The organism is Marinifilum fragile JCM 15579, from assembly GCF_001310955.1.
Lineage (GTDB): Bacteria > Bacteroidota > Bacteroidia > Bacteroidales > Marinifilaceae > Marinifilum > Marinifilum fragile.
Map to the genome: position 1 here is coordinate 48,222 of NZ_BAZX01000013.1, position 24,783 is coordinate 73,004.

Sequence of the window (24,783 nt, forward strand, 5' to 3'; positions counted from 1 at the left end):
ACAGACTCAATTTCCGAATTATTTTAATTCGTAGCAAGCCATTTCAGTTAGATTTCTTAAGTAGATTTTTCCATTTGCAAACGAAGGTGCAGTCCATGATTTACCATCAATAGCCTGAATGTTGCCTAGCTCGGTATATGCATCAGGAGTAGCTTTTACCTGAATTAATTTCCCTTTATCTGAAAGCACCAAAAGCTGATCGCCAATGCGAATTAAACTTCCTTTACCATAACCTCTTTTTGTCCACTTTTTTTCACCGGTTTTAACCGAAATACATTGTAGGGCTGCTACATGGAAACCATATACATAGCCATTGTAATAAATTGATGAGCTATAGTCGTTTTTCATACTGGTACCACGTGATATTTCTTTTGCTTTATTGTTGTTTACCTCAAGAACAATAAACCCAGGATTTCTAACGGCCGAAATAAATATCTTGTTGCCATCAAACACAATTGGCATTCCTGTAGGATTGCTAATGGGAGAGTTGTATGTCCAGAGTGTATCGCCTGCAGTAGTTAAAGAGTATACTTTTCTGCCGTTGGCAAAAATGATGCATTCCTTATCGTTAATTTTACCATGCACAGGTGAGTTGTAGGTGGCTATGCCTTCTCCTTTTTGCCATACTTCCTTACCTGTACTTTTGTCGAAGGCCATAAATGCTCTTGAATCGGTACCACCAACTTCAACAATTATATTGTTTCCTACAATTACTGGTGAAGAACTAAAACCCCAACGTGGAACTTTACTTCCATATTCTTTCATAAAATCTACTTGCCAAAGAGTTTTTCCATCTTCTTTCGAATTGGCACTTAGTTTTCCGTAGCTGCTAAGGCTGTAAACATTCTTTTCTCCAATTGCGGGAGTAGATCTAGGTCCATCGCCAAAGGTGTCGAAGAACATGTTATCAACTCTAGTTCTCCATATTTCATCCCCGGTTTTTTCGTCGAAGGCCGCAATAAACTCATCACCGGTAATGCTATCTTTTCTTTCGCTGGTCATGGTGTAAATATTACCTCCGGCAATTGTAAGTTCAGAGAAGGCATCGCCGAGCTTTTTTTTCCAAACCAGTTTGGGTTCTTTGTCAGTGAAACTCGTAAGATCAACATTGTCGGCAGAACCACTTCGGTTAGCGCCTCTAAATTGATTCCATTCCTGGCTTGGAACTTCTTGAGAATGTGCATGATTTAATAGCGCAGAAAACAGTATTGCGCAAATGGTAAAAAATAGATTGGTCTTTTTCATTTGATTATTATTGTTTGATATTAGTCTTTTAGGTTTAGATTAAAATACGATAAAGAATTGAAAATCATATTTATCAACACATTGATATATCAAATACCAAGCCTAAGAATAGAAGTGGCAAGTTATAAGCCAATTAATAAAATGGCAGCTTTTAGAAGTGCCATAAAGTTGTTCGGTAATGAACAATTCATGTCCGTAAATGAATCAATTTTCAACTTAAATTTTAGCTCTATTTAGAATGAGATTTCGATGTTCTTTGTATGAAGGTCGAAAGTTTGGTAGTTCCCTTATTTAAAACTGGTATGAATAGATTAGATGTGTTCCCAAACAGATAATATTTAGGCTTATCAGTAACATAAATATTCAACTTTGCAGAAGCTAAATGAGATACGTGATTACAATTATATCTTATGGATGTTTTAAAGCCAGTTTATACAGAACAGAACGATTGTCAGGATTGCTACAAGTGCATACGTGAATGTACTTTAAAGGCAATTAAGGTAGTGAACAATTCAGCTCAAATTCTTCACAACGATTGTATTTATTGTGGTACTTGTACGCAAATATGCCCTGTAAATGCAAAAAAAGTACGTGACGATGTGAAACGAGTAAAAATGATGATTAATCGAGGTGATCGTATCATTGTTTCCATAGCGCCATCATTCGTAACTGAGTTTCCTAACCTAAAGGATGATCAGTTTATTTCAGCTTTGAAAGAATTGGGTTTTGCTGAAGTTTCAGAAACAGCACTTGGGGCTCAAGAGGTTTCAAAACATGTAGCTAGCTATGTAGATAGTGGAGAGAATGGCGTTTACATTTCATCGGCTTGTCCTTCGGTAGTAGAAATGATTTGTAAGCACTATCCGGAATATAAGCAGAATATTACCCCGTTTTTATCTCCCTTGTTAACTCATGCGAAGTACTTAAAAGAAAAATCGCCTGATTCAAAAGTTGTTTTTATCGGACCATGTATAGCTAAGAAAGTGGAAAGTGATGAATTTCCTGAATTATTGGATGCATCCTTAACATTTACTGATTTGAAAAATTGGTTCGACGAGGAAAATTTGGATCCCTATCTGTTTCCTGAGGATAAAGTCAATAATAAATTTATTCCAGGCAAAGCCGGACGTGGCATTTTATATCCGATTGATGGAGGTATGATCATGGGGATAAAAGAAAATGTTAGCGCTACCGATGCGGTTTACATGACCTTTTCTGGCATTGGAAATATTAAAAATGTTTTAAGCGATTTAAATAAATATGGTAAAACCAACAAACTGTTTTTAGAGTTGTTGGCCTGCGAAGGCGGATGTGTGAATGGTCCTGGTACTGAAAAGGAGTACTCTACGGCCATTAAACGTCTAGAGGTAATTAATAAGTTAGATTCTGATGAAGTAGCTGTTTTGAATGCCGATTTTTCTATTCAGCGTAACTTTGAATCTATTTTGCCAATTCCAAAATATGAACATTCTGAAAATAGTATCAAAGAGGCCTTAACCATGATTGGGAAGTATTCTGACAAAGATGAAATCAATTGTGGAGGATGTGGATACAATTCATGTAGAGAATTTGCAAAGGCTTACTTGGAGGATCGTTCAGAACCGAATATGTGCGTGTCATATATGAGGAAAATCGCACAGGATAAATCTTCTGCTTTGCTGCGTAAAATTCCTTCTGGGGTTGTAATTGTAAACGATGAGTTGAAAATTATAGAGGCCAATCAAAGTTTTGCCGGAATATTAGGAGAAGAGATTGAAGAGGTGTACCAAACCATACCTGGTTTGGTAGATGCTGATTTGAAAAAGATAATCCCATTCCATAAGCTGTTTGCATCAGCTTTAACAACAGGAGTTGATAATTTAGAGCGAGATATAAAACATGAAAATAAAATACTACATGTAAGTATTTTTAGTATCCATAAACATAAAATTGTAGGGGCAATTGTTCGGGATATGTCGCAACCTTACATACAAAGGGAAGAGGTTGTGAACAGGGCAAAAACTGTGAACAGGAAAAATTTGGAAACAGTTCAGAAGATTGCATACCTACTTGGAGAAAATGCATCGGAAACAGAAGAAATGCTGAATTCGATTGTAGAATTTTATAAGCCAGCAGAATAAAAACCAAAGCTAAAGTTGAACGGATATGCAAGATGATTTTTACATAGAGGTTGAATGTCAGCAAAGAAATCAGGTAGGCCAATCGATTTGCGGTGATGTTTTTATGTCGCGAAAGCTTAAAGATGAAGGCCGAACGATACTGGTACTTTCCGATGGTTTGGGCAGTGGTGTAAAAGCCAATGTGTTGGCAACACTTACCGCTTCGATGATTTTGAATTACATGAAGGTGAACAAGGATATCAGAAAAGCTGCTGAAATCATCATGAAAACTCTGCCTGTTTGTAGCAAGCGAAAAGCTGGATACTCTACCTTTACCATTGTAGAAATTGAGTGTGATGGTGATACCCGGATTATTAGTTATGATAATCCTGATTGTTTGATATTAAGGGGATTGGAATCTTATAAGCCTGAATGTGAAGAATTACATCCGGAAGGAGAAGCCAATAAGGGTAAAATACTTTATTCATATCGATTTAAAGCACAAAAGGAAGATCGAATTATATTCTGTTCTGATGGTGTAACCAATTCGGGAATGGGAACCAGACGTTTGCCATTTGGTTGGGGGATGGAAAATGTGGATCAGTTTGCAAAAGCTTTGATTAGAAAGCAACCTTATGTTTCTGCTCGCCGTTTGGGAAATTATATTGTAGAAAGAGCTTGTGCAAACAATAGTAATCAGCCTAAGGATGATACTTCGTGCGCAGTTTTATATTACCGAGAACCTCGTAATTTGATGATTTGTACAGGGCCTCCTTACGAAAAATCGAAAGATGTGCAGCTGGTAAAGCAAATGAGTGAGTTTGAGGGAACAAAAATTGTGTGTGGAGGAACAACCGCTGGGATTGTTTCCAGAGAGTTGCAAAAACCTATAAAAGTTGATTTAAATATTTGCGATAGCGAATTGCCTCCAGTTTCCTTTATTGATGGTGTTGATTTGGTGACCGAGGGAATATTGACATTGGGTAAGGTGAATAGAATCTTAAGCAATTACAATCAAAATACGGTTTTAAGAAATGGCCCCGCCGATAAAATTGTTAAACTTCTACTCGAAAGCGACAAGATATTTATCATTAATGGAACCAAAATCAATGTTGCACATCAGGATCCCAAACTTCCTGTTGAATTGGAAATTAGACGCACCGTTGTAAAGAATATCGTTGCCTTGTTAGAGGAAAAGTTTTTAAAAGAAGTAGATCTTAGCTATATTTAAACTGTACTAGATAACAAAACAATAAACTAGATGGCTGAGAAAATTGAAATCACCATTTGCTTGGGAAGCTCATGTTTTTCAAGAGGTAATGGTAAAGCTCTTAAAGCAATTAATACTTACTTAGAAGAAAATAAATTAAAAGATAAGGTTTTCTTTCACGGAGAACTTTGTACGGGCAATTGCGCCAAAGGACCAATTCTTAAAATTGATGATGAATTATACGAGGAAATTGATCCTGAAGGTGTAATTGAAATATTGAATGGGGTTTTTGGCCTTGTTTAATTTATGCTTTAGTTTCCAATCCTAAAATCCCCGTATTATGCCTTTAATCCTAACCAATAAGGACAAGTGTAATCTTAGTTATACTTGCATTCGTGTTTGTCCCGCCAAAGCGATAAAAATAGAGAATGACTATGCCCATATCATTGGAAATAGATGTATTGGATGTGGAAATTGTGTAACCGTTTGTGCTCAAAATGCAATCGAGTATAGGAATTCCGAAGATCGGGTTAAAATCTTATTGAGTGGTAACGATCCAGTTGTTGCGATTTGTGATCCAAGTATTTCTGGTGAGTTTGATGATATTTTGGATTATAGAAATTTTGTAGGAATGATTCGTGCTTTAGGCTTTGACTATGTGGTTGAAGCTGCATTTGGTGCCGACTTGGTTGCCTATAAATACAAGAATCTTTTCGATAATTTCCATGGTAAATACTACATATCAACCAAGTGTCCGGCAGTGGTAAATCAGGTAGAGAATTTTCATCCAGATTTGGTTGAAAATCTTGCTCCCATTGTGCCTCCAAACGTGGCAATGGCGAAGGTTGTACGTAAAAAATATGGGAAAAATGTAAAGGTGGTTTCTCTATCGCCATGTGTTGCAAGTAAAAATGATTTAAAGTTTTTCAATAGTACGGATGGAGATATTCATGCGGTACTTAGTTTTGTTGAACTCAGAAAATTATTTAAAGAATATGAAATTACAGAGAATTCTGTAGAGTTTTCAGAATTTGATCCTCCCTTTGCTCGTTTAGGTGGTTTGTTTCCAATTAGTCATGGTTTGTTCCAGGCTGCAGACATTGATGTTAGCATGTTAAACGGTGACATAATCAGTACCGAAGGAAGAAATAACTTTTTGCGTTCCATTAATGAATTTAAAACTCAGCATAATTTAAATCAACATTTGGATTTATTTTATTGCGAAGGATGTATCATGGGGCCTGGAACTTCTGTTGGGGGGCGTAAGTTTTCAAGAAGGTCACAGGTTATAAGATATGTTCGAAAGAGGTTGAAGACCTTTGATGAGAAACAATGGCAAAGGGAAATAGATGAATACAAGAATTTAGATCTTAACCGAGGTTTCAAATCGAGAGGACAAAGCCTTCCAACTCCATCGGAAGAGGAAGTGAATCAGGTTCTTGTTGAAATGGGAAAAGAGAAGATTGAAGATCAGTTAGGTTGTGGTTCTTGCGGTTATGAGTCATGCCGTGAGTTTGCCATTGCGAAATGTCAAGGCTTGGCAAATTTTGAGATGTGTTCTTCCTACACCATTAAGAATATGAATTCTGTGATCAAAGAACTCAATACGACAAATTCTAAACTTTCTCAAACTAAAACAGCTTTAAAAGAATCGGAGAGGATAGCCAATGAAGAAAGAGCCATAGCTCAAGAAGCTTCGGAAACGGTATCTGCCATGTTGCAAAAATTGCCTTCTGGAGTTGTAATTGTAGATGAAAACTTAAAAGTTATCGAATCTAACACTAGCTTTATTGATTTATTGGGAGATGAAGCAAAAATGTTAAGTGAAATTATTCCTGGTTTAGTTGACGCGGACTTAAAGAAATTGATTCCATTCCACAAGCTGTTTTCAACAGTTATTCTTAATGGTGAAGATATTTTGAATAAAGATGTTCACTATGGTAATTCTTTATTTAATGTATCGGTATTTACAATTAAGAAAAACAAAATTGTAGGTGGAATTATCCGTGATTTATATGCTCCTGAAGTGAGAAAAGAAGAGGTGATAGGAAGAGCAAGAGCTGTAATTAAGGAAAACCTTCAAACCGTTCAACAAATTGCATTTTTACTAGGAGAAAGTGCCTCCAAGACAGAGAAATTATTGAATTCAATTATCAAATCTCACACTCCGGGTGATAAAGAAAATTCATAAGAATGGAAGATAAATTTCACATTGATATTGATTGTCAGCAGTTATACCATCATGGGGATATGATTTGTGGTGATGTTTTTCTTTCTAGAAGAATAAAAGAGGAAAACAGAACAATTGCAGTTTTAAGTGATGGAATGGGGAGTGGTGTAAAAGCAAATGTTTTGGCAACACTTACGGCTTCTATGGCAATGAATTTTACGGCGGAGCATAAGGATGTAATATCAATTGCCGAAATTATCATGAACACGCTACCTGTTTGTAGTGTTCGAAAGGTTAGCTATTCTACATTCACCATTATAGATATTGAATATGATGGAACAACCAGAATTATAGAGTTTGATAATCCTTGTTGTGTAGTTATGCGTGGAGCTGAAGTTTATGATCCAGGATGGAGAACAATAACTCTTGATAGTGAAGAGAATCAAGGAAAACAGTTAAGAACTTGTTCGTTTACGGCAAGAAAAGAGGATAGAATTTTGTTTTGGTCCGATGGCATTATGCAATCGGGAATGGGAAGTAGAGAGTTGCCATTTGGTTGGGGGCACGAGAATGCATTGAATTACGTAAAGAATATTGTACGAACAACACCATTTATATCTGCAAGAAATTTAGGTTTGCAATTGGTGAAGAAGGCATCCAGAAATGACAATGATGAACCTAAAGATGATACCAGTGCAGGGGTAATATACTATAGAGAGCCAAGAAAGCTTTTAATTTGTACCGGACCACCTTTTGAAAAGGACAAAGATTCTGAATACGCAATGCGTGTTTACCACTTTAAGGGAAAGAAAATTATCTGTGGAGGTACCACTGCTGAGATACTTGCTCGAGAATTGAATTTAAAATTTGCGGCAGGTATGAAAATTACTGATCCTGAATTACCACCAGCATCATATATGGAAGGCATCAACTTGGTTACAGAGGGAATTCTTACCATAGGAAAGGTAGCTCGAATCCTGGACGAATATACTATTGATTATGATTTGGGAGATGGACCTGCTGATCAAATTGTGCATTATTTGTTACAGAGTGATAAGATTTCAATCATATCCGGTACTCGTATAAATTTTGCTCATCAGGATCCAAGCTTGCCTGTAGAACTTGAAATTAGAAGAACCGTGGTAAAGAAGATTGTAGGTTTACTGGAAGAAAAGTTTTTAAAGGATGTAAGCTTAACTTTTATTTAGAAGTACTTATTTATAAGATGTAATAGTTTCTGACTTGAAATTGGTTTAGAAATATAATCGTCGCAGCCAGCAGCGATACTTTTTCCTCTGTCTTCAGCCATAGCATAAGCCGTTTGTGAAATAACCGGAACTTTAGGATTGATTTTTTTGATCGCTCGAGTGGCATCAAATCCATTTAGTAATGGCATTTGTATGTCCATAAGAATTAAATCAATATTGTTTTGCGTAAACATTTCAATGGCATTTTGACCATTTTTAGCCCACAGGATTTTAGCTCCAGTTCTTCCAATTACCTCCTCCAAAAACAGATAATTTGATGCAACATCTTCAGCTATTAGAATAGTTTTTTCAGACCAGTTAAAAGTCTCGGTGCTCATTGGGTGTAATTAGGTTTTCAATATTCGGTTATCAAATTTAATTATTTTTTTTGGAAAAAGAACGTCTTCTTTCATGCATGAAAATATTCTTTAAGCTTAATTATTGAATATTGGCATTAATTAGGGTGACTATATACTTTTACAGATTGACTTTATCAGCTTTATTGTTATTTTTGAGAATCTCTAGAAAAAATCTCATGATATATAAACTAATCAGAACAGGACTTGTATTGAGTCTTTTCATTCTCTCATTTGCTGTAAAAGCACAAATTTCACATGGTGGTAGCCCTTTGTTTAAAAATGGCGGTGCTAATTCCAACCTTAAGCTTGTCGAACTTCCTAAATTTAAATTATTATCGAAATCGGTAGTTGAGAATGATAATAATATTGGAGTTAGGCTCAAATATGCGCAATATGCATATTCTTATAATGTAGATTACAGCATAGATGAAGATGGTGTTTGGGAAGAACTAAGTGATGGAAGAAGAGTCTGGAGATTTTCCGTTAAGTCGGAAGGTGCTTTCTCGTTAGGACTTATGCTTTCAAAGTTTAGGATACCACCAGGATCTAAATTGTTTGTTTACAACGATCAATCCAACCGCGTTTTGGGTGCATATACTCATGAGAATAATAAATTATCAGGAAGATTTGCTATTGAAGCCTTAAAAGGAGATCAACTCACCATGGAGTATATAGAACCAGCGATAGTTGATTTTAATGCTGAAATTGAAATTGGATCAATCCTACATGATTATAAAAACATTTTTAATTTGCTAAAAGGAATTGAATCAACTACAAAAACGTTGGGAGATTCTGGTGATTGTAATGTTGATATTAATTGTGAAGAAGGAAATGCATGGCAAGTAGTGAAAAAATCGGTTTGTCACATTTCTTACGTTGTAAATGGCAGTGGGTATATTGCTTCGGGAGCATTAGTAAATAATACGAATCAAGATGGAACACCATATTTATTAACTGCCTATCATGTTATGCATGAACAAGAGGTTGCTGATGGTGCAATCTTTTATTTTAACTATGAGAATTCTGATTGTAATACTAATGATGGAATTAAGACTCAGTCCATTTCTGGAGCAGTGTTAAGAGCAACAACTGAAAATATAGATTTTACACTACTGGAACTTTCAGATACTCCGCCTGTATCTTATACTCCATATTATGCGGGATGGGATAGATCAGGAAGAGTTCCGACGAATACAGTATGTATTCATCATCCGAGTGGTGATGCAAAAAAGATTTCCATTGATAATGATGCTCCTGTAACTGCTACTTATTCGGATGCTCGTTACACTTTTGATGAGAATACAAGTTGGCAAATATTAGATTGGGAAGTTGGAACAACAGAGGGAGGTTCGTCTGGATCGCCTCTCTTTGATGAGCACCATAGAATAATTGGTGATTTAACAGGAGGTGATGCATTCTGTGGTAATTCTGTTAATGATTATTATTCAAAATTTTCAGAAAGTTGGGCAAACTATTCTAACATCAATGAACAATTAAAACATTGGTTGGACCCATTGAATTTGGGAGTGGAAACTTTGGACGGATATGATCCATCTTTTAAGATTGATGTAACTAGTAGATGCGTTGGTAATGATTTTACGGTGGAAGCTATCGTTAATGAAGGAGCGGAAAATATGCTTTGGGATTTTGGTGATGATGCTATACCAACACAAGCTGTTGGACCTGGACCTCATAATGTATCCTACAGTTCTGTGGGGAATAAATCAATTCTGTTTAGCTATACCTCAAATGGTACAGATATTACAATCAGTAGGGATGTAAAAGTTATTGATATGACAAAACTTGTTTTTGATTATACAATACAAAAAAGAGAGCTAAGCTTAATTAACCAATCAATAGATTTTGATTCTTTTACTTGGAATTTAGGAGATGGAAATACCTCAGATGAAGTTAGTCCAAATCATGAATATCTTAATGTTGGAGAATATACAGTGAGTTTGACAGGTACAAACGATTGTGGAAGTACAAGTATCTCAAAACAGATTGAAATGAACTATGACAGGCTTTTGACCATTTATCCAAATCCATCTGTCGATAAATTTACAATTGATCTAAGTAAAATTTTATATAGCGAAATAAGTTGGAGTGTATATTCAAGTACTGGTATGGAAGTGAGAAATGGAATCATACCTAGTTTTAGTAATACTTTGGTATTTAACCTAAAAGGTCTTTCGGCTGGAGTCTATATTCTGAAGATGAATGTGGATGGTGAGATATTAAAGCGAAAATTACTTCTTGTGAAATAAACGATGAGTCATTCTGTTTGGGAATAACTCATCATTTATGGTGCGTAAAAAAAATATACTACTTTTCAATTTTTTCAAAAGAAGTTACAATTCCTCTGATCAATGATGAAGAGAAACCTTGATGCTCCATTTCGTTTAAACCAACAATGGTACAACCTTTAGGTGTTGTAACTTTATCTATTTCAGATTCAGGATGATTATTGTTTTCTTGTAACATTTTGGCTGCACCTTTTACTGTTTGAGAAACAATTTGATTTGCTGTGTTTGCGTCAAAACCAATCTGTATGCCTCCCTGAATCATTGCCCGAATGAATCGAAAAACAAAGGCAATCCCGCAAGCTCCCAGTATTGTTGCAGCTTCCATTAATTCTTCATTGATGATTAAACTTTCACCTATTGCATCAAATATAGATTTTACTTTTTGAGTATGTTCGGCGGATGAGTTCTTACTACAAATGCAGGTAATTGATTCTCTAATATCGGCAGCAATGTTTGGCATAGCCCTAAAAACCGGAATTTTATGATCTAGCATTTCAGAAATTTCATGAGTACCTAAACCTGTAGCCAGCGAAATCAATATGTGTTTCCCTTCTTTTATTTCAGGTTTAATTTCACGAATGATTTTATCAACATTATAAGGTTTAACGGCTATTAAAATGATATTAGAGTTTTTAACGGCATATAGATTATCAGTTGTAATTTCAGCACCAGAAGGTTTTAAATCTTCGATAAATTTGAGTTTTCTTCTAGTTGCAATAACGTTTTCAGAATTAAAATCCTGATGTTCCAATAATCCTTTGGCTATTGATTTTCCAAGATTACCACATCCAATGATACAAATTTTTTGGTTTTTCATCTGTTATAATTTATTTTATATAATCAGGTAAAAGGTGTGAAAATACGCTTGATAATTAGATAAAAATACAATTTATTTAAAAAAGCCTTACTTAATTATCAATTAAATGATATGAGTTTTGGGCAAAAATTTTCATTCTTTCAAAAAATGTTATACTTTTGATAAATCGATTTAGTAAAACGGTTTAGTAAAAATAAATATCTTGAAAAAGAAATCTATAAAAGATATAGCTCAGGAGCTAGGTTATTCAAAAACAACGGTTTCTTTTGTTTTAAATAACAAAGGAGACGAAAAGAATATCAGCAAGAAAACACAAGAAAAAATACTTGCATATGTTCGCGAAGTAAATTATCAGCCCAACCAGATAGCTAAAAGTTTAAAAAAAGGTAAAACCAATACCATTGGCTATTTGGTACCTGATATATCCAACCCGTTTTATGCCAAAATTGGACGCCTGATTGAAGATTTACTGGCAGATAAAGGATATCATTTGATCATAGGAAGTACTGATGAAACTCAGGAAAAAGAAGATTTGCTGTTAAATATGTTTGTGAACCGACAGGTTGATGGACTTATTCTGGCTTCATCTTTCGAAAATTTAGGAATGCTAAATACATTAACCTCTCAACGTTTCCCAATGGTATTTTTCGATAGAGAGCATCCAGATTTTTTGGGAAACTATATTCTTGTTGAGAATAAAAAAGCGATGAAGAATGCAGTCCAAAAAGTGATTCAGCAAGGAGCTAAAAAAATAGGATTACTTTCCATTACACCAAATGTTTATTCCTTAAAACTTAGGATTGATGGTTATCGTGAAGCTTTAAGCGATAGTAATATACACATTGAAGATCGTTTGATTAGAATTGTTGATAATAATAATCTAAAAGAAAGTACTAAAGCTCAATTACAGTATTTGATGGAAGAGCAAGTGGATGCTGTTGTATTTACCAATAACCAGATTACCGCTCAAGCAATTTGGGCAATGAATATATTTCACAAAGAGAAAATTGAGAATGTAAAGTTTGTGAGCTTTGATAATTTGGATTTGTTCGATTATTCCAAACCAAAGGTTACCTCTGTTGCTCAACCTATCGAAAAGATAGCCAACTATACCGTGGATATTCTTGAAGAAGTGATGAATGAAAAAGAACGCATAAGCAAAAGAATTGTTTTAGAACCAAAATTAATAGAACGTTTATAATTAACTATTTATGAAAGAAAAGTCTTCAATTGCGAAAATCCTTCCTGTGATGTTTGGGTTTTTTATTATGGGATTTGTAGATGTTGTTGGTATTGCAACGAATTACGTAAAATCAGATTTTCAGTTAAGCGACACATTGGCGAATATTTTGCCGGTTATGGTATTTGCATGGTTCCTGGTATTTTCTGTACCAACGGGGCTACTTATGAATAAAATTGGTAGAAAAAATACGGTTTTATTAAGTATGGCAATTACTTTTCTTGCAATGCTTGTACCATTGATTTCGTACAACTTTACAGTTATACTGGTTGCTTTTGCATTTTTAGGTATTGGGAATACCATTATCCAAGTTGCATTGAATCCTTTGTTAACCAATGTGGTGTCAGGAGAAAAATTGGCAAGTAGTTTAACTTTAGGTCAGTTTGTAAAAGCAATTGCTGCTTTTTTAGGACCTATTATTGCTGGGTTTGCGGCAGGAAGTCTTGGTAATTGGAAATTGATTTTTCCACTTTATGCAGGGATCACTTTGATTTCAACTTTATGGTTGTGGATGACCTCAATCGATAAGGAAGAACAGGAAGAGAAGAATGTGTCTGTAATTGGATGTTTTAGTTTGTTAAAAGACAAGTACATTCTTGCCTTTTTTATTGGTATTCTTTTGGTGGTTGGTATTGATGTTGGTTTAAATGTAACCATTCCAAAATATTTAATGGAAAGATGTAGTATTCCTTTGGATCAAGCTGCTTTAGGAATTAGTCTTTATTTTGTTGCACGTACTGTGGGTACTTTCTTAGGAGCTATTATTCTGGCGAAATACGCACCGGGTAAAATTTTCATTTACAGTGTGATTCTTGGTATTCTTGGATTTGTTGGAATGTTGGTGGTTAGTAATCTTGTATTGCTTTCGGTATTTATTTTTATTGTTGGATTTGCTTGTGCTAACCTGTTCTCAATTATTTTCTCTTATGCTCTTAAGAGACAACCTGAAAGAGCAAACGAGGTTTCTGGTTTAATGATCATGGGTGTTTCCGGTGGAGCAATTGCTTTATTTTTAGGTGTTGTTTCCGATGCAGTTGGAAGTCAAATAGGTGGTGTAATTGTACTGTTGGTATGCTTACTTTACTTCTTGTATTTGGGTAATCTTTTTGCAAAATCAGATAAAAAATAAATTCTTAAAGAAGAATAGAATGAACATTTGGAGAGATGAGAGAGTTGTAATGACTCTTGATGCTGGAGGAACGAATTTTGTTTTTTCGGCGATGAAAAGTGGGGAAGAAGTAGTTGAGCCCATAAGAAAACCATCTAATGCAGACAATTTAGATTTGTGTTTGCAAAATATTGTTGACGGGTTTCAAGAAGTGTCCAATAAATTGAATGAGAAACCAGTTGCAATTAGTTTTGCTTTTCCTGGACCTGCGGATTATAAAAATGGGATTATTGGAGATTTACCTAATTTACCTGCATTTAGGGGAGGTGTTGCATTAGGGGCAATGCTACAGGAAAAATTTGACATTCCTGTATTTATTAATAATGATGGTGACTTATTTGCATATGGTGAAGCATTAGGTGGTGTCTTACCTGAAATTAATAGCAAGTTGGTAAAGGCTGGAAGTCCAAAACGATATAAAAATCTTATAGGAGTTACTTTAGGAACTGGATTTGGTGGTGGTTTGGTCCACAATGATGAATTGCTAATTGGGGATAACTCAATTGCTACTGAGGTTTGGTTAACAAGTAGTCGTATTTACCCAGAACGTTTTGCTGAAGAGGGAATAAGCACAAGAGCTATACAAAGAGAGTTTCTATCTAATGCAAAAAGCGAATATCCTATAGATTTAATGCCAAAAGATGTTTACGATGTGGCAATGGATCAGAGCAATCCTGATAGTGATGCAGCATTGGAATCATTTAAAATTTTTGGAAAATGTTTGGGTGATAGCTTAGCTAATTTATTGACAATTACAGATGGAATAGCTGTTATTGGGGGAGGCCTGACAGGTGCTCATGATTTATACATGCCAGCTGCATTGGAAGAAATGAATGGCAAATGTTATACTTCAAGCGGAGATGCTTTACCAAGACTGGTTCAAAAAGTTTATAATATTGATAATGAAAATGAATTCGCTGAGTTTGCAGCAGATCATTCAACAGAAATAAAAATTCCTGGTACTGATAAAACGATAAAATACGATCCAAATCCACGTTTGGCTGTATGCTCTAGTAAACTAGGAGCAAGCAAAGCCATTGGTATTGGGGCTTATGCATTTGCATTGAAAAATTTGTAGTAGTAGTGTGATATCCGGATTGAGAAATTTAGAAAACTCTTTCCGGATTTCTCATACAATAGTGTTAAAGATTAGATTAAAAAAGCCTGACTCGTAATGTGTCAGGCTTTTTATTTGATTAATTTTCTTTCGATACAATATCCTTAAATGTAAATTGGTATTCCTCGTTGTAGAATTTCAGATATAGTTTCCTATAGTGCTCAAATGTTTCTATTGCCAAACTGTGTTTTCCTTGCGATGCCAACAAATGACACTTTGTTTTTAGGGCAGTTTCATTCATTTGATCAAATACGAATATTACGTTGGATATAGCGAGACTAATTTTTTTGTCAAGATTTTCATCTTTAAGAATTTCTTCCAAAGTGCTAACTATTAATCCTGTATTAAAGTCCTTGAATGAATCTAACCACTCAGGGAAGATATCTTGTAGCATTGAACCTCGCTGAAGGATGATAATGATTTCGGCTAAATTTTCAATATTACCTTGTTCTCTTATTAATTTTATAGTATTTCGCACATATTCTAAATCGCAGAATATATTTTCAGGAAGAATTATTTTCCAATAATTATTATCAAAAACAACTTCTGTACCTGGTAAATCTTCAAGAATACTTCTCAGCTTTTTGATATTAACACCTCTGTTATTTTTTGCATTACTTTCTGATTTGTCAGGCCATAAATATTCCTGTATTCTTTTGGAAGATATTCCTTTCCCTTCATTAATTGTATTTAAAAGGATCAACAGAAATAGTTCTTTCAGAGTTGGACTAAATCTATAAGTAATATCTTTCCCTCTATTATCAAAAACCTGAAAGCCTCCGAATAAAATAATGGCATTGTGTTTGGGTGCTTGATAATCAGATATTGGGTCTTCAAATATTTCGGTAGAAGTATAATTTGTTTTGAATTCATTCTTTTTACGATCCATTCTAACTTTCCTGATAATAAATAATCCAAGAAGAATGATACAAATAACAAGAATTGAGTAAAAAATCTTAACCGAAAGAGGCAAGCCTACTCCGTTAATATCAAAATTGTCTTTATTTCCAGGTTCGTAACTTATTGTATAGATATTAACTTCATAGGTCATATCTTTTTTTCGGTGAGAGGTAACGGCAATAAGTTTATTCTCACTATTCCAGTAGTATAGATCCGCAAAAGATTCAATATCAAGAAAATTATATGGGATACTATCTCCAATAAATGCAATGCCTGGCTCGTTGATAAAACCTTTAATAGCCCTTAAATAGGTATTTTGTTTTGTTGATGGAAACATTAAAGTGTAGAAACTACTATCTGTTTCAGTAACCTTCAGGCTGTTAATTGGCAGATACTGAAATTGTTCGTCACATTTGTAGTCCCATAAATATGTTATCTCTTGATTTTTAAAATCGATTTTATGCAAATCGTAATAAAATTCCTTTCCTAAGATTTGCTTGCCCATAGAATTTCCCAGACCGCCAAAAAGGTAGTAACAGTTTGGGTTTTTTCCAGACTGTCCTAACGAAGCAAGATACCTTGGTTTAATTGTATCTCCAGCAAACTTTAATTTATCCCAATTGTTAGTTTCAGGATTAAATGATAGGATATCATTGAAGTAAGAATAATACCCATATCCACAAATAGTTGTAATGTTTTTAGTTTGGGGATGTAACAATTTGTTGTGATGCCACAGTTTTGGAGTGTCATGCTCTGTAGACTCAATATTGTTGTTCCACGAGTTATTAACCGAATCATAAGTGGAAATCAAGTTATGGTTGAAACTGTATGTTGTTATATCTCCACTATTGTTATAAATAATTTGCTGAGCTTTTTCAAAACAAGGAAACCCATTAACCTTTTCATTTACTTTTGTTAGACTTTTGCTTAATGGATCAAAGTTCTGTATTGTTCCATTCATGAAAATGAAATTGATTTGTTCATTTTTCTTGTCGTACAACAACGAAGGCAATGAAGAAAAATTCAAACTTTGTATTTTTTTCCACTTGTTGTGATAATCAATTACCCAATCAGGATTGTAAACTTTAGCAGTTTTACTGGAAAGAATGTCTTTAACCAAGAAATTATCTGTTTTCTTGAATGGCCATAGATGTTTAGGTGCACCATCTATTCTAATGCTTAAATCTTTTATCGAAATAGAAGGTACTTCATCAATAAAGAATCCGTATTTATTGATGACACCCAATGATAATGCAAAATCAGAATTCTGAGGAAAATTAAGATCTGATTGCAGTTTTTTGTCAGCAAATTGCAAATTAATTTTATTATTAATCGCATCTATATTTAGCTCAAAATCAACCCATCTGTTATTCTGTATTTCTTCTTCCTTCAGGTCTATATGAAATTTGGTTTCTCGCTTATTGTATATCACAAATAAGTCTGGCATTCGATAAGTAACCTGAATTAGATTTTTATTATGAGTTTCCTTAAGAGAAAGTATTTCACCATAATGAGTTTCAGATTCCCGAAAGGATAAATTAAAATGAATGGTAAAGTTATTGGTATAGGAAATATTGCCATTGTGTGTAATATCAATGCCAGTTCTATTTTCTTTGCTTACTTCATTAGATTTAAAATAAACTCCATGATCTGCGAACAAATCTGGAATAAATACTAACAGAAGAATTAAGAAATTAATTAATCGCATGATTAAAAAAGAGAGAGTTGGTTAATAATTAAATATCCTTTGTGAAAATCAAAGATATTCAAATCTTATTACAGAATAAAGAAAGATGCTATAAAAAACTTGTAGAAGGCGCAATTTATATGGTTGTTTAAGGAATTCCTGCCTCTTAAATTCACATCCAATGTTCATCCTCCAGTTTAAATAATTATAAAAGCAATTCAATTCTTCAGATTTTCAAAAAACAAATCGGAATTAATGAATCTAATCTGCTGAAAACTAACTTGTAGTGCGGTGGTTAATGTATTTGATTTAGTGATTAATTCAATATTAATCGTGAATTAATACGTTTGCGCTAATATTGGCTCCAGAAAAAATCACATGATTTTGTTTTCATTGTATAATTAATATTTACTAACTATGAAGAAATGCTATTTAAGTAATCTTCATTCCATCTTAACTAACCCATTAAGCTTTGGAAGGAAGATTAGCAGTTTAGCTTTGCTAGTTGCAGTTTTAGGTTCGCCTTTTGCCGCAAATGCAAACGTTAACAGTTTATTTGAAGACAATTCAACCGTAGCTGTGCAGAAAACTGTGACAGGTACAGTTGTTGAAGAGTCTGGAATGTCACTGCCTGGTGTGTCTGTTGTTGTAAAAGGTACAACAGTTGGAACTGTAACTGATGTTGATGGTAAATTTCAAATTGCTGTCGATGAATCAAGTGTATTGGTATTTAGTTTTGTTGGAATGACAACACAGGAAATTACAGTAGGTTCTCAATCTGTAATTGACGTTGTTATGGCAGCTGATGCTTTGCAGGTTGACGAAGTTGTAGTAACTGCTTTAGGTATTAAAAGAGAAAAGAAAGCTCTTGGTTATGCAGTACAGGATGTAAAGGCTGATGATTTAACTCAAACAGGTAATGCTGACCTTGTTACTTCATTACAAGGAAAAGTTGCTGGTGTTCAAATTAGTCAATCTGGAGGAGGCGTTGGTGGTACTTCTCGTATCGATATTCGTGGGGCCAGTTCGTTGATTGGAAACGATGAACCTCTTTGGGTTGTTGATGGAGTGCCATTTGATAATGGTAACAGCCGCGATGGTAGTGTCTGGGGAGGTACTTCTCGTGCTGGTGGTGCATTCGATTTGAATCCGGAAGATATTGAATCGGTTTCTATCTTGAAAGGTCCTAATGCTGCTGCGCTTTATGGAGAACGTGGTGGTAATGGAGTTGTATTGGTTACTACTAAAAAAGGTACCAGAGGTAAAGGATTAGGTATTTCTTATTCAGGAAGCTATACTATTTCTGAAGCTGCATATATGCTTGATTTACAAGAAAAATATGGTCAAGGTAATAATGGAGTATATGATAAGAATTCAACGGCTTCTTGGGGACCAGAAATGACAGGTCAAATGTTAGAATCTTGGACAGGGGAAACAATTCCTTACGAAGTTCAAAAAGATCGCTTGAAAGATTTTACCAGAACAGGAACAAACCAAAAACATAGCTTAGCCTTTACAGGAGGTAATGATGAAGGTTCGTATCGCGTGTCTATTGGTAAAGATATCATGAATGGCATTTATGAAGATCATAAAGTTGAAAAGTTAACATTTGATTTAAGAGCCGATTACGATATTAATACTTGGTTAAATATTGATACAAAAGTATCTTTCTTCAATACAAAAGGTAAGGAGAGACCAGAAATTGGAAATTATAGTTATGTGTCTTATTTCAACACCATGCCAATGAATATTCGCAACCAGGATTTGGCTCCAGGTTATGAAATTCTTGGTGGTAATCACGTTGAAAAATTATATACTACTGCAAATGCAAACTATAGAAACCCATACTTTTTGCAAGCTCAAACAACAAACAATGATGAGAAGAACAGAACCTTTGGGTATGTTGCTGCTAACTTAAAATTGACTTCAGATTTAAAAGCCAAATTCAAATATGGTATGGATTTCTATCAATTTGAAGCGGTTGAAGGGTATATGTTTGCTGATAATGTAGATTCTAGTAGACCAAATTATAACCCATCTCAATCGAATTTTAAAGAAGAAAATTATGAGTTTTTATTGTCTTACAATAAAGAACTTAACGAAGATTTTACTATTGGTTTAAATGTTGGAGCTAATAGTATGAAAAACAGATTCAGAGAGTTAAAAGCTACTTCTGGACATTTATCTTCTGAGAATGATTTCTTTTTAGGAGCTGGATCAAACATTAATGCTTCGGAAAGTATTGTAGAGGAAGAGGTGAGATCTTTATATGGTTTTGGTCAAGTGGCATACAAAAATATGATATTCCTTGATTTTACAGCTCGTAATGACTGGTCTTCAACACTTACTTCTTCAACCTCAGAATTTGATAATTCTTACTTCTATCCATCGGTTAGTTTAAGTGGTTTGGTATCTGATATGATTGATATGCCAGAATGGGTGTCATTTGCTAAGATTAGAGGTTCATGGGCAAAAGTAGGTAAGGCTACTGATCCTTTGTTAACTGCACAAACCTATTCTATTGGTAACTGGAACTATGGTCAATCAACAGGTAATGTACCAGAGAATGGTGTACAAAATAACTTAAAGCCAGAATTATCAACTTCATATGAAATTGGTGCTGATTTAAGATTCTTGAATAATCGTGTAGGAGTAGATTTTACATACTACAATGAAAGAACTAAAAACCAAATTCTTCTTGTACCAGCGGTACAAAGTTCAGGATTTAAGAATATTCTTTCTAATGCTGGTTTAATTGTGAACAAAGGGGTTGAGTTAATGTTGACAACCGTACCTGTTAAAACAAATGATTTAACCGTTGGCTTGAACTTTAATTTTGCTAAAAATGAAGGGATAATGGAGGAATTAACCAAAGATGTTCCAAGATATCCTTTTGATATGTCAGTATACGCCTATCCAGGTCAAAAGCTTGGTCAGATTGTTGGTAGTGTTTATGATCGCGATGAAAATGGTGAAATTATTATCGATAACAATGGTTTGATGACTCTTGCACAGGAGGATGAGATTATTGGTAACCTTCAGCCTGACTGGACAGGGTCTATTAATTTAAATGTTGATTATAAAGGTCTTTATTTATCTGCTTTAGTTTCGATTCAGCAAGGTGGAGACATTCTTTCATCTTCAGAACAAGGAGCTGTAAGTGCTGGTACTGCTAAACGAACACTTGCAAATAACCGTATGGCTTTCTTCGCTGATGGAGTTTCAGTTGATGGCGGCCCTAATAATGTTATTATATCAGCAGAGGAATACTGGAGACAATTGTCAAAGGTAGATGAAGAATTTATGTACGACGCCTCGCATATGAAGCTAAAAGAATTGGCAATCGGATATAATATTCCAAAATCGATTTTGAGTAAAATCCCTCACAATCCTGTAAAATCAGCAAGAGTTGCATTAGTAGGTAGAAATCTTTTCTATTTCTATAAAGATACTCCAGGTACAGCTCCTGATGCAAGTGCTTTTAGTACTCTTTACCAAGCACAAGCATATGATTTTTCTCCAGTTCCTTCAACCAGAACATATGGGTTCTCGATTAATGTTGGATTTTAATTGATAAAGAAATTTGTTATGAAAAAAATTAATATAATATTATTCGCATTAGGGCTAATCATGTTGGGCAGTAGTTGTTCTGATGATTTTGATGACTTAAATGTCCCTTCGGATGCGACAACTTCAGTTGAACCGAAGTTCTTCTTTAGTCCTTTAGTTCAGGCTGTTTTTGATAACTACCAGCGTAATGTAAACTTATATCCTGATTTGTATTCACAGTATTGGGCGAATACAGTTAGTGGTTTTGGTTCACCACGCTATGAGTATGTAGATGGTTGGATTGGAAACCAATGGAGTGAGCACTATACAAAAGATTTACGTAGAGCGAATTCAATTCAAGATTTATTTGGAGAAGACCCTTCATACGTTGATGCGATTGCAATCAAAGAAATTTGGATGTGTTATTGGTGGTCTAGAATTACTGATACATACGGTGATGTTCCTTATTTTGATGCAAGTAGCGGCGAGGCTGTTCCTTATAATAATCAAAAGGATATTTACTACGATCTATTTGCAAGATTGAATACAGCAATTAATGCAATTACTGGTAATGCAGATCAATACACATATAATGATGGGTATGACCTAATTTATGATGGTGATGCAATGCAATGGCAAAAGTTTGGTAATTCATTGCGTTTAAGATTAGCAATGCGTATTTCAAATGTTGATCCAACAAAAGCGCAATCTGAAGCTCAAGCTGCTGTTTCTGGTCCAGGTGGTCTTTTAGCAAGCAATGATGATGTTGCAAGAGTTGGAATGTGGAGCCAAGGATGGTACGACTATTTGCATCAAATGGCTTGGAATTGGAATAACATTCGCATGTCAAAAACCATGTCTGATAATCTTTACAATCAATCAACTGCAGGAGAGGATCCTCGTACCCCAAGATGGTTTGCTTACCAGGTAGAAGGAAAACCAACAAGCAAAGAGGATGCAGGATTTGACCGTTATTACGGAATCGAGAATGGTTATAACCTTGTTCCTTCAGATGCAGACGAAAACTTTGCGACAATTAACCTGGAAGGTGGATATATTGACTTCGTTGGAAATGGTACTGATGATAAAATGTATTGTCCTGTAATGTTCTATTCTGAAGTACTTTTCTTGCAAGCTGAAGCTGCAATGAGAGGCTGGATTGCAGGTGATGCAAATGCATTGTACCTAGAAGGAGTTCAGGCTTCAATGGATTATGTAGGGGTTGATCCAACTGCAGCAGCTGATTATATAGCTGGTTTACCAGCCTATCAGGTGCAAATGAAGCCTCATTAAAGCAATTGATTACACAAAAATGGGTAGCAAATTTCCCAAATGGTGTTGAAGGTTGGGCCGATTTTCGTAGAACGGATTATCCTGATATTACTCTTCCAAAGGATGGTGTAAGTGGTAGTGCAACCGTGGCACCTGGAACTTGGGTGAAGCGTGTTAGATATCCAATTAATGAGCACTTGCAAAACAGTGAGAATATGCCAGCTACTCAAAATACTCCAGAAACAGATAGAATGGATATCAAAGTTTGGTGGGATACTGCTGACACTAAAACTAAAACAAGTGGTTTAATGAGTAGTAATTTTTAAATCTAAGTCTGTTTAAAAATATGAAAGCAATAAAATTAAATATAAAATCGTGGTCTTTCCTAGCTGCCTTTTTGATGGTATTTACCTTCACAGCTTGTGATGATGACGATAATAAAGGAGGCAACTTCAATACTGCTTCTATAGAGACATTAATTACCGAAGCTGAAACTCTAATCGAGACTACAGAGGAAGGAATTAATGCAGGTGATCAAAAACCAGGTTCAAAAGCTGAGTTACAATCTGTAATTGACTGGGTGCGCTGGAAAATAGAAAATGCAGAAAATCAGGAGGATATTTCTGATGCAGCTGTGAAATTACAGCGCTACATCGATATATTTAAAGCAAATATTGTTGCTGTTGCAATGCCATGGATTCAGCAAGAAAATGAAACCTGGATACAAATTTCGGATAATATCAAACCGATATTTAAGGAAAGTTTTACCATTGAAACTCAGATTTATGTTGTTGACTTGAACCAAAAAGGTTATTCAAATAATATTTTCGCAACTGAGCAAGATGGTCCTGATAGTGGTTTTGTAATCAGATACTTTAATGACGGAGTTATTCATCTTAACGTAGGTACAGCTGATGGTTGGAGAGATGTTAAGACTGATCCTGGTGTAATGAAATCAGGTGAATGGATGCAAATTGCATTTGTTAACGAAATTACAAGTCAAAAACTATATGTAAATGGGGTTGAAGTGTTGTCACAAACACAAACTTATTTGCCAGGTGCTGACAAGAGCTTTGTTATTGGTAATGGACCAACCTGGACAGACCGTGTTGTGAATGCTGTAGTTAAAGATGTTAGAGTTTGGAAAGGTGCTCGTACTGATTCAGAAATTGCTGATAATAAAACAGCTACTTTAACTGGAACCGAGGCTAATCTTGAAATGTTTTTACCATTAAGCGCTGATTTAGGTTCTGAATTTAAAGATGTTACTGGTAATTATACTGCAAAATTTCAGGGAAAAATAGAATGGGTTGCGGAACCACCAGTGATTGTTTTAGACAAAACAAAACTTGAAGCTGCCATTGTTGAAATTACAGAATTTAAAGCTGAAGTGGTAGAAGGTGATCAGGATGGTGATTATCCTGTTGGAACTATTGCTTACATTGATGAGTTAATTGCAGATGCTAATGAAGCGCTTGCTAAAGAAGGTCGTCAAACTGCATTGGATGAAAAGGCTGAAGGTTTACAAAGTGCAATTAAACTGATAAATTCTATGTTGGTAGCTGATACTGATGGTATTCTAGTTGATAGAGACGTACCTTCTGCTATTGGATTAAGAATTACACCAAATTATACCCCACAAGGTGATTATACTGTTGAGTTTAATGTTAAAGTAAAATCATTGTTTGGTTATGGAACAGGTGAATTCTTCAACAATGGAGAATATGGAGTTTGGGTATATGGATATGATGAATTGACTGAAGAGAATGTCCTTAAATCAGGTGGTTTGTGGAATTTCACAAATGCTGGAAACGGATGGCAAGGTCCTAAGACAGATCCTTTGGTTATGAAAACAGGAGAGTGGCAACATGTTGCTCTTGTTCATGATGATACTGCTCGTACTACCAAAATCTTTGTTGATGGTGTTGAAAAAGCCGTATTTGAAGACATAGGTGCTCCTAATGTATCTGGATGGGGTGAAATGTGGCTAGGTAATGGCTGGGGTAAAATGGATGGCTACATCAAAGACTTCCGTTTATGGGATGTTGCTCGCGATGCAGCTGATCTTGATTCAGAAATTACTGGTACTGAAACAGGTTTGAATGTTTACTTACCACTTAATAGAGTTAAAGGCGTGAAGTTTACTGATGAAACTGGAAATTACAAAGCACATATGAGAGGAATCTCATGGAATGTTGTTGAATAATAATTACTTACAATTTATTTGGGAGCTGCCTTCCGGTAGCTCCCATTATCAATATAGCCTAGGGGTAAAAATCAGAATGATAGGTTTGCTTCTACCTAATATAAAAAGAAGGATTGTTTTGTAGCCTTTTATCAAAAGGTGTATTAAATTAGACAAATATTAGAGCGATAAGCTTATTATATATCAACCTT

At 34.9% G+C, this 24,783-nt stretch carries 17 protein-coding genes; 13 read left to right on the plus strand and 4 right to left on the minus strand.

Going from position 1 to position 24,783, the window contains the following annotated elements:
* Positions 1–18 precede the first annotated feature (18 nt).
* Positions 19–1,245, minus strand: coding sequence for an outer membrane protein assembly factor BamB family protein (locus tag JCM15579_RS11075; RefSeq protein ID WP_054719999.1), 1,227 nt, complete (start codon positions 1,243–1,245; stop codon positions 19–21).
* 410 nt (positions 1,246–1,655) lie between these two features.
* On the opposite strand from JCM15579_RS11075, the gene JCM15579_RS11080 reads away from it, so the two are divergent.
* Genes JCM15579_RS11080 through JCM15579_RS11100 form a run of 5 tightly spaced genes read left to right on the plus strand, consistent with a single transcriptional unit; the run spans position 1,656 to position 7,932 of the window.
* Positions 1,656–3,365, plus strand: a complete 1,710-nt coding sequence (locus JCM15579_RS11080) for a [Fe-Fe] hydrogenase large subunit C-terminal domain-containing protein (RefSeq protein ID WP_054720002.1) — start codon at positions 1,656–1,658, stop codon at positions 3,363–3,365.
* Positions 3,366–3,390: 25 nt separating this feature from the next.
* The gene (locus JCM15579_RS11085; protein ID WP_054720005.1) at positions 3,391–4,575 is read left to right on the plus strand and encodes a SpoIIE family protein phosphatase; all 1,185 of its coding nucleotides are present in this window, start codon (positions 3,391–3,393) and stop codon (positions 4,573–4,575) included.
* Between the two features lie 30 nt (positions 4,576–4,605).
* Complete coding sequence (locus JCM15579_RS11090; RefSeq protein WP_054720008.1) at positions 4,606–4,857, plus strand: NAD(P)H-dependent oxidoreductase subunit E; 252 nt, start codon at positions 4,606–4,608, stop codon at positions 4,855–4,857.
* Between the two features lie 37 nt (positions 4,858–4,894).
* Complete coding sequence (locus JCM15579_RS11095) at positions 4,895–6,745, plus strand: [Fe-Fe] hydrogenase large subunit C-terminal domain-containing protein (RefSeq protein WP_054720012.1); 1,851 nt, start codon at positions 4,895–4,897, stop codon at positions 6,743–6,745.
* 2 nt (positions 6,746–6,747) lie between these two features.
* Positions 6,748–7,932, plus strand: coding sequence for a SpoIIE family protein phosphatase (locus tag JCM15579_RS11100; RefSeq protein WP_054720015.1), 1,185 nt, complete (start codon positions 6,748–6,750; stop codon positions 7,930–7,932).
* On the opposite strand, the gene JCM15579_RS11105 is transcribed toward JCM15579_RS11100, so the two are convergent.
* Entirely contained in the window at positions 7,929–8,309 is a 381-nt protein-coding gene (locus JCM15579_RS11105; protein WP_054720018.1) for a response regulator, read from the minus strand. The genes JCM15579_RS11100 and JCM15579_RS11105 overlap by 4 nt on opposite strands.
* 197 nt (positions 8,310–8,506) lie before the next feature.
* Between JCM15579_RS11105 and JCM15579_RS11110 the strand changes: the two genes are divergently transcribed.
* Complete coding sequence (locus tag JCM15579_RS11110) at positions 8,507–10,597, plus strand: T9SS type A sorting domain-containing protein (protein WP_054720021.1); 2,091 nt, start codon at positions 8,507–8,509, stop codon at positions 10,595–10,597.
* A gap of 58 nt (positions 10,598–10,655) precedes the next feature.
* On the opposite strand, the gene proC is transcribed toward JCM15579_RS11110, so the two are convergent.
* Positions 10,656–11,453: a pyrroline-5-carboxylate reductase gene (gene proC, locus JCM15579_RS11115; protein ID WP_054720024.1), complete on the minus strand. Its 798-nt coding sequence runs from the start codon at positions 11,451–11,453 to the stop codon at positions 10,656–10,658.
* A gap of 202 nt (positions 11,454–11,655) precedes the next feature.
* Between proC and JCM15579_RS11120 the strand changes: the two genes are divergently transcribed.
* From JCM15579_RS11120 to JCM15579_RS11130, 3 genes are read left to right on the plus strand one after another with little or no spacing between them, the layout of a single operon-like run.
* Positions 11,656–12,654, plus strand: a complete 999-nt coding sequence (locus JCM15579_RS11120) for a LacI family DNA-binding transcriptional regulator (protein WP_054720027.1) — start codon at positions 11,656–11,658, stop codon at positions 12,652–12,654.
* A 10-nt stretch (positions 12,655–12,664) separates the two neighbouring features.
* Positions 12,665–13,822: an MFS transporter gene (locus JCM15579_RS11125; protein WP_054720030.1), complete on the plus strand. Its 1,158-nt coding sequence runs from the start codon at positions 12,665–12,667 to the stop codon at positions 13,820–13,822.
* 19 nt (positions 13,823–13,841) lie between these two features.
* Positions 13,842–14,939, plus strand: a complete 1,098-nt coding sequence (locus JCM15579_RS11130; RefSeq protein ID WP_054720155.1) for an ROK family protein — start codon at positions 13,842–13,844, stop codon at positions 14,937–14,939.
* 118 nt (positions 14,940–15,057) lie between these two features.
* On the opposite strand, the gene JCM15579_RS11135 is transcribed toward JCM15579_RS11130, so the two are convergent.
* A complete protein-coding gene (locus JCM15579_RS11135; protein WP_054720033.1) occupies positions 15,058–17,586 on the minus strand; it encodes a hypothetical protein in 2,529 nt (842 codons plus the stop codon).
* A gap of 396 nt (positions 17,587–17,982) precedes the next feature.
* On the opposite strand from JCM15579_RS11135, the gene JCM15579_RS11140 reads away from it, so the two are divergent.
* Genes JCM15579_RS11140 through JCM15579_RS11155 form a run of 4 tightly spaced genes read left to right on the plus strand, consistent with a single transcriptional unit; the run spans position 17,983 to position 24,592 of the window.
* The gene (locus JCM15579_RS11140) at positions 17,983–21,135 is read left to right on the plus strand and encodes a SusC/RagA family TonB-linked outer membrane protein (RefSeq protein ID WP_054720036.1); all 3,153 of its coding nucleotides are present in this window, start codon (positions 17,983–17,985) and stop codon (positions 21,133–21,135) included.
* A gap of 18 nt (positions 21,136–21,153) precedes the next feature.
* On the plus strand, positions 21,154–22,407 hold the full coding sequence (locus tag JCM15579_RS11145) for a SusD/RagB family nutrient-binding outer membrane lipoprotein (protein WP_083464647.1): 1,254 nt from the start codon (positions 21,154–21,156) through the stop codon (positions 22,405–22,407).
* A 5-nt stretch (positions 22,408–22,412) separates the two neighbouring features.
* On the plus strand, positions 22,413–22,712 hold the full coding sequence (locus JCM15579_RS21965) for a SusD/RagB family nutrient-binding outer membrane lipoprotein (protein ID WP_054720042.1): 300 nt from the start codon (positions 22,413–22,415) through the stop codon (positions 22,710–22,712).
* A gap of 20 nt (positions 22,713–22,732) precedes the next feature.
* Positions 22,733–24,592 (plus strand): LamG domain-containing protein, encoded by a 1,860-nt coding sequence (locus JCM15579_RS11155; protein ID WP_054720045.1) that lies wholly within the window; start codon positions 22,733–22,735, stop codon positions 24,590–24,592.
* Positions 24,593–24,783 lie beyond the last annotated feature (191 nt).

What these genes read in the sequence shown, in the direction of transcription:
- JCM15579_RS11085 (WP_054720005.1), top strand. Translation starts at nt 3,391, where the DNA reads ATGCAAGATGATTTTTACATAGAGGTTGAATGTCAGCAAAGAAATCAG.
- JCM15579_RS11090 (WP_054720008.1), top strand. Translation starts at nt 4,606, where the DNA reads ATGGCTGAGAAAATTGAAATCACCATTTGCTTGGGAAGCTCATGTTTT.
- JCM15579_RS11075 (WP_054719999.1), bottom strand. Translation starts at nt 1,245, where the DNA reads ATGAAAAAGACCAATCTATTTTTTACCATTTGCGCAATACTGTTTTCT.
- JCM15579_RS11130 (WP_054720155.1), top strand. Translation starts at nt 13,842, where the DNA reads ATGAACATTTGGAGAGATGAGAGAGTTGTAATGACTCTTGATGCTGGA.
- JCM15579_RS11095 (WP_054720012.1), top strand. Translation starts at nt 4,895, where the DNA reads ATGCCTTTAATCCTAACCAATAAGGACAAGTGTAATCTTAGTTATACT.
- proC (WP_054720024.1), bottom strand. Translation starts at nt 11,453, where the DNA reads ATGAAAAACCAAAAAATTTGTATCATTGGATGTGGTAATCTTGGAAAA.
- JCM15579_RS11110 (WP_054720021.1), top strand. Translation starts at nt 8,507, where the DNA reads ATGATATATAAACTAATCAGAACAGGACTTGTATTGAGTCTTTTCATT.
- JCM15579_RS11105 (WP_054720018.1), bottom strand. Translation starts at nt 8,309, where the DNA reads ATGAGCACCGAGACTTTTAACTGGTCTGAAAAAACTATTCTAATAGCT.
- JCM15579_RS11080 (WP_054720002.1), top strand. Translation starts at nt 1,656, where the DNA reads ATGGATGTTTTAAAGCCAGTTTATACAGAACAGAACGATTGTCAGGAT.
- JCM15579_RS11135 (WP_054720033.1), bottom strand. Translation starts at nt 17,586, where the DNA reads ATGCGATTAATTAATTTCTTAATTCTTCTGTTAGTATTTATTCCAGAT.
- JCM15579_RS11140 (WP_054720036.1), top strand. Translation starts at nt 17,983, where the DNA reads ATGAAGAAATGCTATTTAAGTAATCTTCATTCCATCTTAACTAACCCA.
- JCM15579_RS11145 (WP_083464647.1), top strand. Translation starts at nt 21,154, where the DNA reads ATGAAAAAAATTAATATAATATTATTCGCATTAGGGCTAATCATGTTG.
- JCM15579_RS11100 (WP_054720015.1), top strand. Translation starts at nt 6,748, where the DNA reads ATGGAAGATAAATTTCACATTGATATTGATTGTCAGCAGTTATACCAT.
- JCM15579_RS11125 (WP_054720030.1), top strand. Translation starts at nt 12,665, where the DNA reads ATGAAAGAAAAGTCTTCAATTGCGAAAATCCTTCCTGTGATGTTTGGG.
- JCM15579_RS11155 (WP_054720045.1), top strand. Translation starts at nt 22,733, where the DNA reads ATGAAAGCAATAAAATTAAATATAAAATCGTGGTCTTTCCTAGCTGCC.